At 61.8% G+C, this 15,829-nt stretch carries 15 protein-coding genes; 5 read left to right on the forward strand and 10 right to left on the reverse strand.

The features are described from left to right. The first annotated feature begins 160 nt into the window (after positions 1 to 160). The 4 genes from fabI (at position 161) to WC811_RS06810 (ending at position 3,954) form a co-directional block, all read left to right on the forward strand. Entirely contained in the window at positions 161 to 1,012 is an 852-nt protein-coding gene (gene fabI, locus WC811_RS06795; protein WP_372642325.1) for an enoyl-ACP reductase FabI, read from the forward strand. Then, positions 1,009 to 1,626 carry a histidine phosphatase family protein gene (locus tag WC811_RS06800; RefSeq protein WP_372642327.1) on the forward strand — a complete coding sequence of 206 codons (618 nt, stop codon included), beginning with the start codon at positions 1,009 to 1,011 and terminating at the stop codon, positions 1,624 to 1,626. Before fabI ends, WC811_RS06800 begins: the two co-directional genes overlap by 4 nt. 517 nt (positions 1,627 to 2,143) lie before the next feature. Beyond that, a complete protein-coding gene (aroC, locus tag WC811_RS06805) occupies positions 2,144 to 3,232 on the forward strand; it encodes a chorismate synthase (protein ID WP_372642329.1) in 1,089 nt (362 codons plus the stop codon). A 17-nt stretch (positions 3,233 to 3,249) separates the two neighbouring features. Next, positions 3,250 to 3,954, forward strand: coding sequence for an NAD-dependent deacylase (locus WC811_RS06810; RefSeq protein WP_372643686.1), 705 nt, complete (start codon positions 3,250 to 3,252; stop codon positions 3,952 to 3,954). A 98-nt stretch (positions 3,955 to 4,052) separates the two neighbouring features. On the opposite strand, the gene WC811_RS06815 is transcribed toward WC811_RS06810, so the two are convergent. From WC811_RS06815 to WC811_RS06855, 9 genes are all read right to left on the reverse strand, one after another. Then, positions 4,053 to 5,285, reverse strand: coding sequence for a class I SAM-dependent RNA methyltransferase (locus WC811_RS06815; protein ID WP_372642331.1), 1,233 nt, complete (start codon positions 5,283 to 5,285; stop codon positions 4,053 to 4,055). Continuing rightward, positions 5,278 to 6,009: a TlyA family RNA methyltransferase gene (locus WC811_RS06820; RefSeq protein ID WP_372642333.1), complete on the reverse strand. Its 732-nt coding sequence runs from the start codon at positions 6,007 to 6,009 to the stop codon at positions 5,278 to 5,280. Before WC811_RS06820 ends, WC811_RS06815 begins: the two co-directional genes overlap by 8 nt. A gap of 25 nt (positions 6,010 to 6,034) precedes the next feature. Further along, positions 6,035 to 7,942 (reverse strand): 1-deoxy-D-xylulose-5-phosphate synthase, encoded by a 1,908-nt coding sequence (gene dxs, locus WC811_RS06825; protein ID WP_372642335.1) that lies wholly within the window; start codon positions 7,940 to 7,942, stop codon positions 6,035 to 6,037. A gap of 194 nt (positions 7,943 to 8,136) precedes the next feature. Further along, a complete protein-coding gene (locus tag WC811_RS06830; RefSeq protein WP_372642337.1) occupies positions 8,137 to 8,421 on the reverse strand; it encodes an exodeoxyribonuclease VII small subunit in 285 nt (94 codons plus the stop codon). A 47-nt stretch (positions 8,422 to 8,468) separates the two neighbouring features. Then, positions 8,469 to 9,413, reverse strand: coding sequence for a histone deacetylase family protein (locus WC811_RS06835; RefSeq protein ID WP_372642339.1), 945 nt, complete (start codon positions 9,411 to 9,413; stop codon positions 8,469 to 8,471). Between the two features lie 25 nt (positions 9,414 to 9,438). Beyond that, complete coding sequence (locus tag WC811_RS06840; RefSeq protein WP_372642341.1) at positions 9,439 to 10,323, reverse strand: SDR family oxidoreductase; 885 nt, start codon at positions 10,321 to 10,323, stop codon at positions 9,439 to 9,441. A 70-nt stretch (positions 10,324 to 10,393) separates the two neighbouring features. Beyond that, positions 10,394 to 11,905: a hypothetical protein gene (locus WC811_RS06845; protein ID WP_372642343.1), complete on the reverse strand. Its 1,512-nt coding sequence runs from the start codon at positions 11,903 to 11,905 to the stop codon at positions 10,394 to 10,396. A gap of 54 nt (positions 11,906 to 11,959) precedes the next feature. Then, positions 11,960 to 12,733 (reverse strand): crotonase/enoyl-CoA hydratase family protein, encoded by a 774-nt coding sequence (locus tag WC811_RS06850; protein ID WP_372642345.1) that lies wholly within the window; start codon positions 12,731 to 12,733, stop codon positions 11,960 to 11,962. Then, positions 12,730 to 14,502 (reverse strand): acyl-CoA dehydrogenase, encoded by a 1,773-nt coding sequence (locus WC811_RS06855; RefSeq protein WP_372642347.1) that lies wholly within the window; start codon positions 14,500 to 14,502, stop codon positions 12,730 to 12,732. The genes WC811_RS06850 and WC811_RS06855 overlap by 4 nt, the downstream gene beginning before the upstream one ends. An 81-nt stretch (positions 14,503 to 14,583) precedes the next feature. On the opposite strand from WC811_RS06855, the gene WC811_RS06860 reads away from it, so the two are divergent. Beyond that, the gene (locus tag WC811_RS06860; RefSeq protein WP_372642349.1) at positions 14,584 to 15,552 is read left to right on the forward strand and encodes an L-threonylcarbamoyladenylate synthase; all 969 of its coding nucleotides are present in this window, start codon (positions 14,584 to 14,586) and stop codon (positions 15,550 to 15,552) included. A 26-nt stretch (positions 15,553 to 15,578) separates the two neighbouring features. Here the strand turns inward: WC811_RS06860 and WC811_RS06865 are convergent, their stop codons facing one another. Next, positions 15,579 to 15,767, reverse strand: a complete 189-nt coding sequence (locus tag WC811_RS06865) for a hypothetical protein (protein WP_372642351.1) — start codon at positions 15,765 to 15,767, stop codon at positions 15,579 to 15,581. Between the last annotated feature and the right edge of the window lie 62 nt (positions 15,768 to 15,829).

Consider the following 15,829-nt stretch of genomic DNA (forward strand, 5'->3'; position numbering starts at 1 on the left):
CAGAAAGGACGGCCGATCACGGGCTTTGTCCTTAAGTGTTGCCCTCGGGCCAATGGCCGCGCACTGTGCCCTTCCGGGCATCTGGACCGGGAGGGGCATTTGTGTAGGATGCGGCCGAACTCACCAATCCCAAATTGGAATAATTAAGGAAATAGCGCCCATGGCGGGGCCTCAAGCGAACATGTCCGTCTCCCCAGGCACCTTGATGGCCGGCAAGCGGGGCCTGATCATGGGCGTCGCGAATAACCGATCGATCGCCTGGGGCATCGCGAAGGCCTGCGCGGCGCAAGGGGCGGAAATTGCCCTCACCTATCAGGGGGATGCGCTCAAGAAGCGGGTTGAGCCGCTGGCCGCGGAGCTTGGCGCGAAATCCGTGCTGCATTGCGACGTGACCGACGCGGCCTCGATGGACAGCGTCTTTGCGGCGCTGGAGAAGACGTGGGGCAGTCTCGATTTCCTCGTTCATGCCATTGCCTTTTCGGACAAAAACGAACTCGACGGACGCTACGTCGACACGACCGAAAAGAACTTCACTCAGAGCTTGCTGATTTCCTGTTTCTCGTTCACGGCGCTGGCCCAACGCGCCGAGAAGCTGATGCCCAACGGCGGCTCTCTCGTGACGCTGAGCTACTACGGCGCCGAAAAGGTGATGCCGCATTATAACGTCATGGGCGTCGCCAAGGCGGCCCTCGAAGCGAGCGTGCGCTATCTCGCGTCCGACCTTGGCCGCGACGGCATTCGCGTCAATGCGATCTCGGCTGGCCCGATCAAGACGCTCGCGGCGGCGGGAATCGCGGACTTCCGCTACATTCTCAAGTGGAACGAATACAATTCGGCGCTCCGGCGCAACGTGACGATCGAAGACGTCGGCAACGCCGGCCTCTATCTCTTGTCCGACCTTTCGCGTGGCGTTACGGGCGAGATCCATCATGTCGACAGCGGTTATCATGTCCAGGGCATGAAGAACGAAGACGCGCCGGATATCTCCGTCGTCAAGAGCGACGACGCTTGAGCGGCGAGACGGCAGCGACTGTCTCCCTGAAGCCAGGACTCATCCTCTATTTCATCCGCCACGGCGAAACCGACTGGAATCGGGAATCGCGCTACCAGGGGCAGCGCGACATTCCGTTGAACGATACGGGACGGGCACAGGCGCGGCGTCACGGGGATTTTCTGAAAGCCCTTACGCCGTCAATCGCCGGCTTCGACTTCGTAGCTAGCCCGCTGCTGCGCGCCATTGAGACCATGCGGCTCATCCGGACGGAACTCGGGCTCGATCCGGACGATTTTCGCATCGCGCCAGAGATCGCCGAACTGAGCTACGGCCATTGGGAAGGCGAGCTTGCCGCCGAGCTGCCAGCGAAGGATCCCGCCGGCGTCGCGGCCAAATCTGCCGATCCCTACGGCTGGCGTCCGCGCGACGGCGAAAGCTATCACGATCTTGAAGTCCGGACATCGCGTTGGCTCAGCGGCCTGACCGCGAACACCATCGCCGTCAGTCACGGCGGCGTCAGCCGGGTCGCGCGCGGAGCCTTGCTTGGAATAGATCGGCGTTTCGTGCCATTCCTCGAAGTTCCCCAGGATAAAATCCTGAAGCTCGCTGAGGGGCGGATGCAGTGGCTTTAAGCCGCGCTGAGACGCCGCAAAAGCAAAAGAGCCGGAGATGCGGCTCTCCGACTCTTCGGCACTCGATAAGGAGTGCATACTGAAAGCCCCCTCGACCCGGGGCTCAATCCGGGAAGAACGGTCTTTTTATTAGCCGACAGCTAAGCTGTTCCGGACAAATGAGACTTGGCTCGCACCGCGGCCGTTCGATGGAGCGACCGTTCCGTACCGCCTTCAACGTGCGATCCTTCGAAACACCGCGGGCTGCTTTCGGGCAGCGGGTGCGGGTTCGGCCGAGTTGCCGGTCAAATACGGACTTGTGCCTGCCTCGTCCCATCGCTGGAGCGACGAAACTGCTGACGAACGCGGTACTCATGCGAGTTAATCTGCGTCGCCCGATGTTGTCACGCGGGTTTGTCTTCGATGCGCTCTTGCCGCCTTCCCCTCGGACACCTAAAAAAGGCGGTGACGCAGCCCAGCAACAATCGTTGCAGAGCCATCGAAGCGCTCATCGGGCCTTACTCCACATATTCAGGCAATGTCTCACAACACCTTCGGCCATCTTTTCCGCGTAACGACCTGGGGCGAAAGCCATGGCCCGGCCATCGGCGCCGTCGTTGACGGCTGTCCACCCGGCATCGCGCTCGAAGCCGCCGAGATTCAAGCCTATCTCGATCAGCGGAAGCCGGGCCAGTCGCGTTTCACGACCCAACGCCAGGAAGCCGATGCCGTCAAAATCCTGTCAGGCGTATTTGCCGATGCCTCCGGCAAGCAGGTGACGACGGGAACCCCGATCGCGCTCGAAATCGAAAATACCGATCAGCGGTCCAAGGACTACGGCGAGATCAAAGATAAATTTCGTCCGGGACACGCCGATTTCACCTACGACGCGAAGTACGGGATTCGCGATTATCGCGGCGGGGGACGCTCGTCGGCGCGAGAAACGGCGTCGCGAGTTGCAGCGGGCGCCGTCGCGCGAAAGGTCATCCCTGGCGTTAGAATTCGCGGCGCGTTGGTCCAGATCGGCCAGATCAAGATCGATCGTGGCAACTGGGATTGGGACGAGGTCGGGAATAATCCGTTCTTTTCGCCCGACAAGCAGGCCGCCGATCATTGGGCGGACTATCTCGACAAAGTTCGCAAGGCCGGCTCATCCGTCGGCGCGATCATCGAGGTCGTGGCGGAAGGCGTGCCTGCGGGCTGGGGCGCGCCGATCTACGGCAAACTCGATCAGGACCTCGCGAGCGCGATGATGTCCATCAACGCAGTCAAGGGCGTCGAGATCGGCGACGGCATGGCGTCGGCGGAGTTGACGGGCGAGCAGAACGCCGATGAAATCCGCATCGGCAACGACGGCGCACCGGATTTCCTGTCGAACCATGCGGGCGGCATTCTGGGCGGCATCTCGACGGGGCAGCCCGTCGTCTGCCGGTTCGCGGTCAAGCCGACGTCATCGATTTTGGCGCCGCGCCGGACGATCGACCGCCTAGGCCACGAAACCGAAATCATCACGAAGGGCCGGCACGATCCGTGCGTCGGAATTCGCGCCGTACCGGTTGGCGAAGCGATGATGGCCATCGTGCTTGCAGATCACTTCCTGCGGCACCGAGGCCAGATCGGCGCATAAATTCCGAGGGTCCGGTAATCGCGCAGTTCGATAAGATCGTCGTTCTGACAGGAGCGGGCTTATCCGCCGAAAGCGGCGTTCCGACGTTTCGCGATCCCGACGGCATCTGGTCGAAATACGACTGGCGGGATGTCGCGACGCCCGAAGGTTATCAACGCGATCCGGGGCTCGTTCTTGATTTCTATAATACGCGCCGGCGCGCACATCAGAGCATCAAGCCCAATGCCGCGCACTTGGCGCTGGCCCGGCTCGAAGCGGAGCACGGCGGCGTGACGATCGTCACGCAGAACATCGACGCGTTGCATGAAGCTGCCGGATCGAAGTCGCTGATCCACATGCACGGCGAGCTGTTCAAGGCGCTCTGCACCTTCTGCAAGCACCGCTTTCCGTGGCACGACGATCTTTTCGTCGACTCCTCTTGTCCGTTTTGCGGACTTCCGGGCGGTATGCGGCCCGATGTCGTTTGGTTCGGCGAAATGCCGTATCAGATGGGGCGGATCACGGCCCTGCTCGGCGAAACGGATCTGTTCGTATCGATTGGCACAAGCGGGCACGTCTATCCAGCGGCGGGCTTCGTCACCGAAGCGCGCGAACACGGCGCGCACACGGTCGAGCTCAATCTCGAACCGTCGGAGGGCGCGACCTTATTCGATGAAGCGATCTATGGCCGGGCGACGGAAATCGTACCCGCCTTCGTCGATCGCGTCCTCGGCGGCGGCTAGAGCATTTTCCGTCCCGATTGAATCGGAACGGAGCTCTAGTTTTTTGTTTTGACGCGTTTTCTTCACGCGAACCGGTAGCCACTTCGCTCGAAAACGCTCTAGCGGCGGAAGACTGCGACGACTTCGACGTGCGCCGAATAGATGAACTGATCGACGAGCGTGACGGACTCGATTTTGTAGCCGCCGTCGATCAGGTGACGGGCATCGCGCGCGAGCGTCGCCGGATTGCAGGATACGGCCACGACTGTCTTGACCTTCGATTTCGCCAATCGCTGCGATTGCGCTTCGGCTCCGGCGCGCGGCGGATCGAAGACGACGACGTCATGCTCATTGAGTTCGAGCGCCGACAGCGGGTCCCGGAAAAGATCCCGGACGACGGCGGTGATCGGCTTCAGCCCGGATGCTTTTTTCGCGGCGTTCGCAAGCGCCGTCACCGCCACCTGGCTACCGTCGAATGCCGAGACACGGGCGCGAGCCGCCATCGGAAACGTGAAGGCGCCCAAGCCACAGAAGAGATCCGCGACTTTCTTGGCTTTGCCGAGAGCGGCAACGATCCGTTGCGCGATCTCGGTTTCTGCGGCTTCGACGGCCTGCACGAAAACGGCAGGGGGAAGAATCACGTCCACGTCGCCAAAGGTCAGGAACGGTTGCAGCGTTTCGACGACGCTTTCGCCGCCGATGACGAGACGGGCGAGGCCGAGGGCGCTTGCTTCTGACGCGAGAGCGGTCCGAATTTGCGCCGTCAACTTTCGCTCCGTGCCTTCCACATCGACATCGAGACCGGATTTCGTGAGCGTGATCGTCACGCGCGCTTCGCCGCGTCTTGAGAGAAGTGGGGCGATTAGCTTGCCGACAGCGGGCAGCGCCGCGACGATCTTCGGCTCAAGAACCGGGCATTCCTCTATCGCGATGAGATCGTGCGAGGCGGCTTCATGAAAGCCGAGTTCTATCCCGGCTTCCGACCGCACCGCCTTGAGCGCGGCGCGGCGGCGCTTCCCAGCGAGCCTTTGCAGCGGACCGACATCGGGTTCGAGACCGCGCGCCTTGAAGGCATCGATAACCAGCCCCCGCTTCCAAGCGGCGTAGGCATCGGGCGCCAGGTGCTGGACGCTGCAGCCGCCGCATCTGCGAAAGTGCTTGCAGACGGGCGCAACGCGTTCCGGGCTTGGTTCAAGAACGCGCAGCAGGTGACCGCGTTCGCCCTCGATCTCGGCGGCGATGCGTTCACCCGGCAGCGCAAACGGCACGAAAATGTTTCGTCCATCGATATCGGCGACGCCGTCGCCCTGAGCGCCGAGGCGGATGATGGAAAGCTCGCGCACGTCAGACATTGTAATGCGCTCCGAGCAGAAATTCAGAATTACCGGAGCCGCCAAGAATAGGCGACGGCATTTCGCCGATGACCGTCCATCCGGGCTGGCTGCCAACCCAATCCCGGACGGTGTCGAGGGCGCCTTGACGGGCGGCTTCGTCCCGCACGATGCCGCCGCTTCCAACGTTATCGCGGCCGACTTCGAATTGCGGCTTTACCAGAATGACGATCCAGCAACCGGGGGCTGCGAATTTCAAGATGCTGTCCAACACTTTCGTGACCGAGATGAAACTGACATCGACGACAATTGCCGAGATGGCATCGGGGATTTCGTTGGCCGTCAACGCGCGAGCGTCGACGTTCTCGAGCGAGACGACGCGGGAATCGTCTTTCAGTCGTGGGTGGAGCTGGGCGGTGCCGACGTCGACGGCGTAAACGCGGCTCGCGCCCTGTTCCAGTAGAATCTCGGTAAAGCCACCCGTCGAAGCGCCAATATCGAGGGCGACGCGGCTTGAGGCTTCGAAGCCAAAGCGATCGAGGGCGGCGGCGAGTTTCTCCGCGCCGCGCGAGACGTAACCGGGCGCTTCGGTGGCGACTGAGACCACCCGATCATCCTTCACGTTGAACGAGGGCTTATCGCAAACTGCTCCGCCGACCGAGACGAAGCCGCGCTTAATCAAATCCTGCGCGCGGGCTCGAGACGGCGCCAAGCCGCGTGTCACAAGCGTCTGATCGAGGCGCATGATCAAGCCGTTGATTTCGCGTGTATCACGCGCGCTCGCTTAGCACGTCTGCGCGGCCAAGGGCAGTGAAGACCGTCTCGACGATCCCCGAGGCGTTGAGCCCGGCCGTCTCATACATCACTTCCGGCTTGCCCTGGTCGATGAAGACGTCGGGAAGGACTTTGACCCGCACGCGGAGACCACGATCGAGAAGGCCCTCGTTCGAGAGGAACTGCAGGACGCGGCTGCCGAAGCCGCCAACTGAGCCTTCCTCGACCGTTACCAGCACTTCGTGGTTGGCAGCGAGATCGCGAATGAGCGCTTCGTCGACCGGCTTTGCGAAGCGTGCGTCGGCAACGGTGGTCGAGAGGCCGAAGCTCGCGAGTTGGTCGGCGGCCTTCAGGCATTCCGCGAGTCGTGTGCCGAGCGATAACAGCGCGACCTTCGAACCTTCGCGGACGATGCGTCCCTTGCCGATTTCGAGCGGAATGCCTTCTGCCGGCATTTCGATGCCGACGCCTTCGCCTCGCGGATAGCGCAACGCGCTCGGGCGGTCGTCGATTTGCGCTTGCGTCGCGACCATGTGGACGAGTTCGGCTTCGTCGGCGGCGGCCATGATGACGAAATTAGGCAGGCAAGCGAGGTAGGCGATGTCGAACGATCCGGCGTGCGTCGCGCCGTCGGCACCGACGAGACCGGCGCGGTCGATCGCGAAGCGTACGGGCAGCTTTTGGATGGCAACGTCATGCACGACCTGGTCGTAGGCGCGTTGCAGGAACGTCGAGTAGATCGCGGCAAACGGCTTGTATCCCTCGGTCGCGAGACCTGCCGCGAACGTCACCGCGTGCTGCTCGGCGATGCCGACGTCGAAGGTGCGATCGGGAAATTCCTTGCCGAAGTAATCAAGTCCCGTGCCCGAGGGCATCGCCGCCGTGATCGCGACGATGCGCTTATCCTTCCGGGCCTCGGCGATGAGGCTGTCGGCGAACACTTTCGTGTAACTCGGGGCGTTGGGCTTCGGCTTGACCTGCGCACCGGTAACGACGTTGAACTTGTTGACGCCGTGATACTTGTCGTCGGCGGCTTCGGCTGGCGCGTAGCCCTTGCCTTTCTGAGTTACGACGTGGACGAGAATCGGGCCCTGCTGCAGATCGCGGACATTCTTCAGAACCGGCATCAGCTGCTCGAAGCTGTGCCCGTCGATTGGCCCGACGTAATAGAAGCCGAGTTCCTCGAACCATGCTCCACCCTGCCACAGATGACGGGTATATTCCTCGACGCGCGCGGCACGCCGCTCCCAGGCTTTCGGTAGCATCTTGGCGAGTTGCTTGGCGTAGTCGCGGAGATGCACGTAGGTTCCGCTTGACGTCACGCGTGCGAGATAAGCGGAGAGCGCACCGGTCGGCGGCGCAATCGACATATCGTTGTCGTTGAGGACGACGATCAGGCGTTCGTTGCGAGCGCCCGCATTGTTGATCGCCTCGTAGGCCATGCCAGCGCTCATCGCGCCGTCGCCGATGACGGCGATGACGTTGTTCGACTTGTCGGCGAGATCGCGCGCGACAGCCATGCCGAGGGCAGCGGAAATCGAGGTCGACGAATGGCCGGCGCCAAAGGGATCGTATGAACTCTCCTCGCGGTTGGTGAATCCCGCGAGCCCGCCGGGCTGACGCAGCGTGCGAATGCGATCACGGCGGCCGGTCAGGATCTTGTGGGGGTAGGCCTGATGGCCGACGTCCCAGATCAGGCGGTCGTCGGGCGTGTTGAATATGTGATGCAGGGCGACCGTCAGCTCGATCACGCCGAGGCCCGCACCCAAGTGGCCGCCTGTAACGGAGACAGCGTCGATCATCTCGTCGCGAAGCTCGGCGGCCACTTGCGGCAACTGATCTTCCGACAACTGACGCAGATCGTGCGGCGTCGCAATTTTATCGAGTAACGGTGTCTTGCTCACTGTGAAACCTTGATAGGGCGATCATCAGATGACGGGAACGCGTGGAGTACGAGCGCTCCAAGCCGCCACGCTAGCATGCATGACAGCGATCTTCGATCCCCAAAGAGCGCTGCGGCGGACGAGATGTAATGCGCCCGCGTGCCGCAGCGATATGAAAAATGCCATTTGACGCAGAAGCTTGAGGCCGGACCGCGCTAAAACGGCGTGTCGCCGTTTTTGTCGAGCGGGGCGGTTCCGGACGGCGCGCCGTCGGCCCCCAGTGTCAATTTTTCGACCTTGGCTTCGGCAGCCTTCAGCAGCCTGTCGCAATGATTGCGTAGCGCTTCGCCGCGCTCATAAATTTCAATGCTTTCCTCAAGCTCGACGTCACCGCGTTCGAGCTTTCCGACGATAACCTCAAGCTCCTTCAGGGCGCGTTCGAAGGTCATGTCCTTGATGTCGGCAAGATTTTTCGCCGCTGGTGCTTTGGTGGTGTTCATGTCGTCCTGCTTTTGTGGCACACACGGCGGATTATAAGGATTGCCGCTCAGGCGTCCGCGTCGAGCAATGCCTTTACGTGGGCGGCGGCTGAGAGGGCAAGCCCCTTCAAATCGTAACCGCCCTCAAGCATCGACACGATTCGTCCTTTTGAGTGGCGGCGCGCGACATCCGCCAGGGCTTCCGTCGCCCATTGAAAATCATCCTCCACAAGTTCGAGCCCGGCGAGCGGGTCCCGGTGATGTGCGTCGAAACCCGCCGAGATCAACACCACATCCGGGCTAAAGTTATGCAGAGGCGCTAAGATACGTTGGCGGAAAGCTTCCTCGAACGGCTCGCGCCCGTCGCCCGACCGCAGCGGTGCATTGAATATATTGCCGACACCGGTTTCCCGCAATGCACCGGTGCCGGGATAGAGCGGCATCTGATGCGTGGAGCCGTAGAATAGATCCTTGTCGGACCAGAAAATTTCCTGCGTGCCGTTGCCGTGGTGAACGTCGAAGTCGACGACGGCGACTCGTTCGGCGCCATACTTCTCGCGAGCATAATGGGCGGCGATCGCGATGTTGTTGAAAAAGCAAAAACCCATCGCGCGATTGCTCTCTGCGTGATGTCCGGGCGGGCGAACCTGACAGAACGCATTCGTGACTTTGCCGGTCATGACAAGATCGACGGCATCGAGGCCCGCGCCGACGCCGCGCCGCGCCGCCTCCCATGACCCGGGCGAGGCGACGGTATCGGAGTCCACCTGCCTATGGCCGCTCGCCATGTTCTCGATGGCGGCCGTGACATTCGCGAGATGCTGCGGCCCGTGCGTCAGCTCGATGTAGGTTTTGTCGTCGTCGCGAAGGGGCGCCTCGCGATGAAAGAGTTCGGCAAACGTATCGGCGGACAGCGCCTTGTCGATGGCACGCATCCGGTCCGGCCGCTCAGGATGGTGCTCACCGGTATCGTGATTGAGAAAAGCTGGATGCGTGATCAGGACGGTCGTCATTTATTCCGCGCACGGCTCCCGGGCATCATGGGGACAATTCCGACAGGCGCGCGATTTGAACGCCGGGCGGCGGCTTGCTTTCGGATGGAACGAAGAAATCGGGTGCGAGAGGCATCGACTTATCCACCCGGTAAATCTCGAAATCTTGAATGCCACCGGTTTCATGAAGGAAGGTATCGTCGATCAGGAAGTGGCCGGTGAAGGATTTCGCGGGTTGGTTAAAGACGAGGTGGGCCGCGGCGGCGACGATATCCGGCGTCCGGCTCATGCGCATGAGCTTATCGCCGCCAAGAATGTTCTTTACGGCGGCCGTCGCGATGGTTGTCCGTGGCCAGAGCGCGTTGACGGCGACGCCGTCCTTCTTCAACTCGTCGGCTAGGCCCAGCACGCAAAGGCTCATGCCGTATTTCGCAATCGAATATGCGACATGACCGGAAAACCACTTGGCATGCATATCGAGCGGCGGCGATAGCATCAAGATATGCGGATTTTCGGCGCGCTTGAGGTATGGCAAGCAGGCCTTCGAAGCTAAAAACGTGCCGCGCGTGTTGACCGCGAACATCAAATCGAAGCGCTTGAGATCTGTCTTCTCGATGGGCGTGAGTGAGAGCGCGCTGGCATTGTTGACGCAAATGTCGATGCCGCCGAAGCGCGCCACCGTTTGCTCGACGGCGCGTTGGACGTCTTCCTCGACGCGGACATCGCATTCAACTGCGAGGGCGCTTCCGCCTGCGGCCTCGATCTCCTTGGCGGCGGAATGAATGGTGCCTTCGAGCTTGGGATTGGGATCGACGGTCTTGGCGGCAATCGCGATGTTGGCGCCGTCTTGGGCAGCCCGCTTGGCGATGGCCAATCCTATTCCGCGACTGGCGCCCGTTATGAAAAGGGTCTTGCCCTTGAGTGCCGCCATTCCACTGCTCTCATTCCAAGTCAACGACGAGAGCAGACTAATCGCTTGGCAGCGATAAGGTAAGGGGTGTCTAGACCTGCTTCAGCAGGACCCGGCGCCTGATCCACCGGAAAGGCGCGAGGACGAGCAGGATCAACTGGTGAATGGCCTGGACGGTAAAGGCGAGAAAACCGACGACCGGGAGGAAGACCAAAACAAAGATTGTCCCGGAGGCTATCCGCCAGTGAATGCGGGGCGTTGCCGTTGACTTGCGAAGGCCGACGGCACGCAACAACGCCGACCACCATTTTCTGGCGGTTGCCAGCCCTGCAATGCCGCACACGACCCCGGCGAGATAAATGATTTGCACGCTCGCCGGTAACCACGGGATGAGACGGATGTCTCTCTCAGTCTGAGTATTACGATCGCGCGCTTCGATGCTGACGGCATTCGTCACGACCTCGCCGGTCACGTGGCTAACCAATTCCACGATGACGTTCGAAGTGTCGTTCGACAGTCCGGCGCTGCCGACATCCGGAATAGCGGCGATGCGCACTCGGCTGGCGCCGTCACTGTTGGCGTTCAAAAGAAAGCCGCCGCGCCGGTCGGCCAGCGCATCGAGAAAATCGCCAAACGTCGCCGTGTCGGTCGCGGCGTCGAGGCCGCCGATCTTGATTTTCTGCCAGAGCCAATTTCGGCCCCCGGCCTGGCGGCTCGAGTCGGACTGCAGAATGACGAGATTGACGTCGTTATCGCGGGCCGCGGCGAGAATGCGATCGATCGGCACGCCCATTTCGCCGCCGCTTGCGGGCGCGACGATCAGATTGCCGCCCTCCACTCGTCCCGTCACGAGCACGGTCTGGCCGCGCAGCGGGCGAAGGCCAGTGCCAATCTGTGCGGGATCGAGTTGATCGACAAGGGGCACCTTCGTGACGGAATCGAGCTTCGGTGCCGATGACATGGACGCCGTTGCCCCGGTGTCGAATGCTACGGTGCGGATATTCGATTTGTTGAGCGGACGGCTCAGCAGAAAAGCCGTTTCCTCGAACGCCGCCTGATCGCGCAGTTCCATCGTGAGATTTGGGGTGAGTTTGGCTTTCACGACAATGTCCGCCCCCTTCCCCGATCGAGCGATGGGATAGGCCACTTTGTCGATGACGACGTTCAAGTTCGCGTCGCTAGGAAGTTCAGTCAGCGCCGCCTTGTTAGCAAAGACGCTGTCCTCCGAGAGATAGAGCGTCATTCTTTTGTCGCCGGTCGCGGACGCATCGGGCATGAGCGTCGGAAGAACGCGCTTCATTTCGTCGGGCGTTCCGACGGTGAAGGTCTGGCCCTCGCGATTGACGAATTGCCAATGACCCTCAAGCGTGGCGTGGGCCGCGAGCGCGTCCTTCGGAGCGGTGTTGAGGTTATCGAGGTAGCTGGCCGCGGATTTCAGCGGGGCGAGTTCAACGGATCGACCGGCGCGTCCGGCCGCTTCGCTGCCGACTTCCGCCGTCTCGCGCACGAGGGACGTGAACCAGCCGGCGCGCGCGGAATTCTCGCCAGCGCTCCACACGGCGAGCGCCAGGATGAGCGCACTTGCCAGCTGTGTCCGCCCCATTCCATGCACGACCGCTTTCCCCTCTCGCCGTTCGCCTTCGAATGAGCCTACGAGCTAGGCGGATTTGCGGAAATTCGGCGGGCGCTTCTCGAAAAATGCGGTGAAAGCTTCGATGGCTTCCGGTGAACGGAGGCGTGCGCGGAAGGCCGCGACTTCCTCGTCCGTGCGCGAAAGAATTTCGGCAGGGTCGCCGCGCATCATCCGGCGGGCGATCGCCAAAGCTTCCGGCGGCTTGCTCGCCAGCCGCTTCGCGGCCGCGATTGCAGTTGCCTCGATGTCGCTGGCGGGAACAATGGCATTCACGAACCCGGCAGCGACCGCGTCATCGGCGGAAAGCGGATCGCCGAGCGCGAGCATCGCGAAGGCGCGCGCATACCCCATGCGCCGCGGCATCAGCAGGCTGGATGCAGCTTCCGGAACAACGCCAAGATCGAGGAACGGCGTCGCGAATGTCGCGTCGGGGGCAGCATAAACGAGATCGCAATGAAAAAGCATCGTCGTGCCGATGCCGATCGCATTGCCGTCGACCGCCGCGATCAACGGCTTCTTGATGACGGGCAGCAGACGGATGAACCTCAGCACATCCTTGCCGAGATCGCCGGTGCCGCGCGCGGTGCTGAGAAAATCACCGATGTCGTTACCGGCGGTGAACACACCGTCCGATCCGGTGATGATATGCGCGCCGATCGTATCGTCGGCGTCGCCCGCCTCGATGGCGTCCACCAAGGCACGGTACATCGCGCCGGTCAGTGCATTTTTCTTTTCGCGCCGCGCGATGCGGAGAACTTGAATTGGGCCATCGCGCCAGATTGCAATTTCAGACGTCATGCAAACGCCGCTCCATGGGCATCGACCAGCACGGCATCCGCACCGTATTGTATGGCATCGGACAGACCTCGCGCTTCCGTCAAAAGATTTTCCGCAAAAAACCTGGCAATGGCGACATGAGGCGACGCCGCATCCTTCGTCAGCGCGCCTTTCGCGAGATACGTGGCACCGGCCACGAGGCTCATCAGCCGCAGATACGGCGTGGCGGACGCGAGCGCCTTTTCCGAATTGCCGGGCAGCACCTGCGCCATCCATAATGTTGCGGTTTGCAGGGCGCTCAGGCCTTCCATCAAGCGCTCGGCGGAGTGGCCGAATTCGCTGCGTCTTGCGGCACGCACGTCCGCGATGATGGCGCCGAGTTCGGCGAAGAAGCTTGTCACGGGAGCACCGCCGTCGAGCGTCAGCTTTCGCGTAACGAGATCGATCGCCTGTATCCCGTTAGTGCCTTCATAGATCGGCAGAATGCGGGCATCGCGCAGGAACTGTGCGGCACCCGTTTCTTCGACGAAGCCCATGCCGCCATGCACCTGGACACCGAGGGAAGCAACCTCATTGGCGATGTCGGTCGAGAACGCTTTCGCGAGCGGCGTCAGCAGGGCAGCGCGATCGCGCGCGGCCTTGCGCTCTTTGTCGTCGGTGGCGCGGTGGGCGACGTCGAGTTCTTTCGCGGTCGCATAACAGATCATACGTGCGGCTTGAGTGAGCGCCTTCATCGTCAGAAGCATGCGGCGCACGTCCGCATGCTCGATGATGGGGCTCATGCCGGCAGCGCCTTTACCGGCCGCGAAGCTCTTGCCCTGGCGACGGTCTTTGGCATAAGCGACGGCGTGCTGCGTCGCACGCTCGGCAACGCCGACGCCTTGTGCACCCACACCGAGGCGCGCTGCGTTCATCATCACGAACATGGTCGCGAGGCCACGATTTTCTTCGCCGACGAGATAGCCGATGGCCCCGCCTTTCTCGCCGAATTTCATCACACACGTCGGGCTCGCCATGATGCCGAGCTTGTGTTCGACACCGGCGCAGACGACATCATTGCGGTCGCCGAGCGAACCATCGTCGCCGACGAGAAATTTCGGAACGAGAAACAGCGAGATGCCGCGCGTCCCCGGTGGCGCGCCGGGTAGCCGGGCGAGGACGAGATGGATGATGTTCTCCGCCATCTCATGCTCACCCCAGGTGATAAAAATCTTTGTACCTGTGATGCAATAGGTGCCGTCGCCATGCGGCTCGGCTCGCGTCGAAAGCGGGCTGAGATCGGAACCGGCGTGCGGCTCCGTCAGGTTCATCGTGCCGGTCCACTCACCGGCGACCATTTTCGGGAGATATTTCGCCTTCAGTGCCTCGCTGCCGCCCGCCTCGATGGCGTGAATGGCGCCTTGTGTCAGCAACGGGCAAAGGCCGAACGAGACGTTCGCGGCATTCCAGATTTCGCCGACGGGGGTCGCTGCAATTTCGGGAAGCCCCTGGCCACCGTAAGCCTCAGAGCATGGCAGCGTGCTCCAGCCGCCGGCAACGAAGGCCTGATAGGCCTCGCGGAAGCCCGGAGGCGTTGTCACTTTTCCGTCAAAGAGCCTGGAACCAACTCGGTCGCCTATTGCGTTCAAAGGTGCTAGGACCTCGGCGCCGAAGTTACCTGCCTCCTGAATCACCGCGACAATCGTTTCAGGGTCGAGACCCGGATAAAGCCCGCGAGCGCCTATGTCATCGAGGCCCGCCACCGTCTCAAGGGCAAAGACAATATCGTCTATTGGAGCCTGATAGGTCATGGATCGTCTCTCGGTGTCTCTCTTTTTCGCATCTGGACACTAAGCCGAACGGAAGCACAAGCAAACCAGGTGGCGCACAAAATGAAGGGCCGGATCGTTCCCGCCAACAAGGAATGGATTGCCGAAGCCGGACAGATGATCCGGGCGGGTGCGCTCGTCGCATTTCCGACCGAAACGGTTTACGGGCTCGGCGCCGACGCGACGAACGGTGAGGCTGTCGCGCGCATCTTTGACGCCAAAGGACGGCCGACATTCAATCCGCTCATCGTGCATGTGCTGGGATTGGAGCAGGCGCTCATCATCGGCGTGTTTTCACCGATTGCCCGGCAGTTGACGGAAGCATTCTGGCCGGGACCGCTGACGCTCGTCGTGTCACGTGTTGCAACGTCCGATGTGAGCGATCTCGTTTCGGCGGGTCTTACGACCATTGCACTGCGGTCGCCGGACCATCCCGTTGCACGGGCTCTTCTCGCGGAAGCGCATCGCCCTCTCGCGGCGCCGTCGGCCAACCGCTCGGGGCATGTCAGCGCGACACGGGCCGAGCATGTCGGAGAAGATATCGGCGACAAAGCTGCTCTCATTCTCGACGGCGGGCAGACTTTTCTCGGCCTCGAGTCGACGGTCGTAAGTCTCGTCGGCGACGTTCCGGTATTGCTGCGGCCCGGCGCGGTGACGGCGGAAGCGATCGAAGAGGTGATCGGCGGGCGGCTGGCGCGACATGAGGAAACCGGCAAACGCCTCACCTCACCGGGGCAGCTTGCAAGCCACTACGCGCCGCGCGCGCATTTGCGCCTCAACGCTTACGACTGGCAGCCGGATGAAGCGATCCTCGCGTTTGGAGCGATCCCCCAGCGGCCTGCGCACGCCTTCATCAATCTTAGCGAGAGTGGGGATCTGGTCGAAGCGGCGGCAAATCTTTTTGCGGCGCTTCGCGCATTGGATGCTTCCGGCGCGATGTCGATTGCGGCGACGCCCATTCCGCCAAACGGATTGGGCGAGGCGATCAACGACCGGTTGCGTAGAGCGGCGGCTCCACGGGATCAGTTGTGACGCTGCGTAATCCGGCGATGCGCGACTTAAAAGCAGCTGACCACGAGAACGACCTTATTGATGATCGGTCCCAGGATAGGGCTTTGCATCACGTAGCCGTCGAACGTTTCGCGGACCGTTTCGAGAAGGTGGAGCGATGACGGAAGCGCTGCGTAGATGGCGCCGTAAAGCAACGCCGTCGAAGTTCCATTGACAATCAGGTACCGACGCAACATCCCCGCCCCCAACACCACGCGCGTTTACACTCTGTTAAGAGTAAGCACGGACGCGGAGTGGC

Origin of the sequence: Hyphomicrobium sp. (genome assembly GCF_041659645.1) — a bacterium.
In the GTDB taxonomy this organism is placed as follows: domain Bacteria; phylum Pseudomonadota; class Alphaproteobacteria; order Rhizobiales; family Hyphomicrobiaceae; genus Hyphomicrobium_B.

Excerpts from the sequence above, each read along its gene's own strand:
- aroC (WP_372642329.1), top strand. The coding sequence starts at position 2,144 with ATGTCTCACAACACCTTCGGCCATCTTTTCCGCGTAACGACCTGGGGC.
- WC811_RS06840 (WP_372642341.1), bottom strand. The coding sequence starts at position 10,323 with ATGGCGGCACTCAAGGGCAAGACCCTTTTCATAACGGGCGCCAGTCGC.
- WC811_RS06830 (WP_372642337.1), bottom strand. The coding sequence starts at position 8,421 with ATGAACACCACCAAAGCACCAGCGGCGAAAAATCTTGCCGACATCAAG.
- WC811_RS06835 (WP_372642339.1), bottom strand. The coding sequence starts at position 9,413 with ATGACGACCGTCCTGATCACGCATCCAGCTTTTCTCAATCACGATACC.
- WC811_RS06850 (WP_372642345.1), bottom strand. The coding sequence starts at position 12,733 with ATGACGTCTGAAATTGCAATCTGGCGCGATGGCCCAATTCAAGTTCTC.
- WC811_RS06845 (WP_372642343.1), bottom strand. The coding sequence starts at position 11,905 with ATGGGGCGGACACAGCTGGCAAGTGCGCTCATCCTGGCGCTCGCCGTG.
- WC811_RS06855 (WP_372642347.1), bottom strand. The coding sequence starts at position 14,502 with ATGACCTATCAGGCTCCAATAGACGATATTGTCTTTGCCCTTGAGACG.
- fabI (WP_372642325.1), top strand. The coding sequence starts at position 161 with ATGGCGGGGCCTCAAGCGAACATGTCCGTCTCCCCAGGCACCTTGATG.
- WC811_RS06860 (WP_372642349.1), top strand. The coding sequence starts at position 14,584 with ATGAAGGGCCGGATCGTTCCCGCCAACAAGGAATGGATTGCCGAAGCC.
- WC811_RS06865 (WP_372642351.1), bottom strand. The coding sequence starts at position 15,767 with ATGTTGCGTCGGTACCTGATTGTCAATGGAACTTCGACGGCGTTGCTT.
- WC811_RS06820 (WP_372642333.1), bottom strand. The coding sequence starts at position 6,009 with ATGCGCCTCGATCAGACGCTTGTGACACGCGGCTTGGCGCCGTCTCGA.
- WC811_RS06815 (WP_372642331.1), bottom strand. The coding sequence starts at position 5,285 with ATGTCTGACGTGCGCGAGCTTTCCATCATCCGCCTCGGCGCTCAGGGC.